This window comes from Planktosalinus sp. (assembly GCF_059864935.1).
On sequence record NZ_JCBCCK010000414.1, the window covers coordinates 1 to 1,015 of the forward strand.

The 1,015-nt window shown below is 36.0% G+C and carries 1 protein-coding gene; it reads left to right on the top strand.

The window, feature by feature from the left end; all coding sequences use genetic code 11:
* Window positions 1-1,015, top strand: a 1,015-nt coding sequence (locus AC6F75_RS12525) for a ShlB/FhaC/HecB family hemolysin secretion/activation protein (RefSeq protein WP_500715397.1), incomplete at both ends; no start/stop codon positions are given.

Consider the following 1,015-nt stretch of genomic DNA (forward strand, 5'->3'; position numbering starts at 1 on the left):
GAAAACGCCAAAAAGGCCACTATAAAGCTCCGAGATGATTATGAACTAAACACTTACAATTACAAAAAACATAAGTACACATTCAAACAACTACTACCCAGCTTAGGTTATAATCCCGATGAAGGTTTGATTGTTGGAGCCAATTTTTCACAGATCACTTATGGGTTAGAGCGCAATCCGTTTACAAGTCAACACAAGATTGGAGCATCTTATTTCGCAGCAACTTCTGGTTTTGAACTAACTTATACAGGAGAGTTTGCCAATGTGTTTAATCATGTAAATTTAGTAGTAGAGACAGCCTATAATACTCCAAAATATAGCACTAACTTTTTTGCTTTAGGTAACGAAACACTAAATAACGACGATGAATTGGGGCTGGATTTTAACAGAACACTTTTAGAGAAATTTACCTTACAATCGGGTTTAAAATGGCGAACCTATGGTGGCATAGAAGTTTTAACCAGTATAAAATACCAAAGCGTAAAAGTAGAAAACACACCTAACAGAATCTTAGACGGCACCAATTTAGTTCCTAATGATGTTTTCAATACCCAACATTTTGGAACTGTAAATACTGTTTTTTCATTTGAAAATCAAGACGATACTGTATTCCCAACACTTGGTATTCATGCACAGCTTGAATCCGGCTATACACAAAACCTGGAACAAAGCAACCGCAACTTTTTTTACCTTATACCGGAATTGGGTTTTAATTACAAATTGGTAAACTCCGGTAACTTAGTTTTGGCGACAAAATTTAAAGGCCACTTAAATTTTAGTGAAGATTTTGAGTTTTATCAAGGCGCTAGCGTCGGTGGAAATGACGGGCTACGAGGCTTTAGAAATCAACGTTTTACCGGGCAAAAATCATTTTACCAAAATACAGAAATACGCCAGGCATTGGGCTCGTTAAAAAACAATATTATTCCAATGCAGTATGGTTTATTTGTGGGTTTTGATTATGGAAGAGTATGGATAAACAATGACACTTCCAATAAATGGCACAACTCTCAAG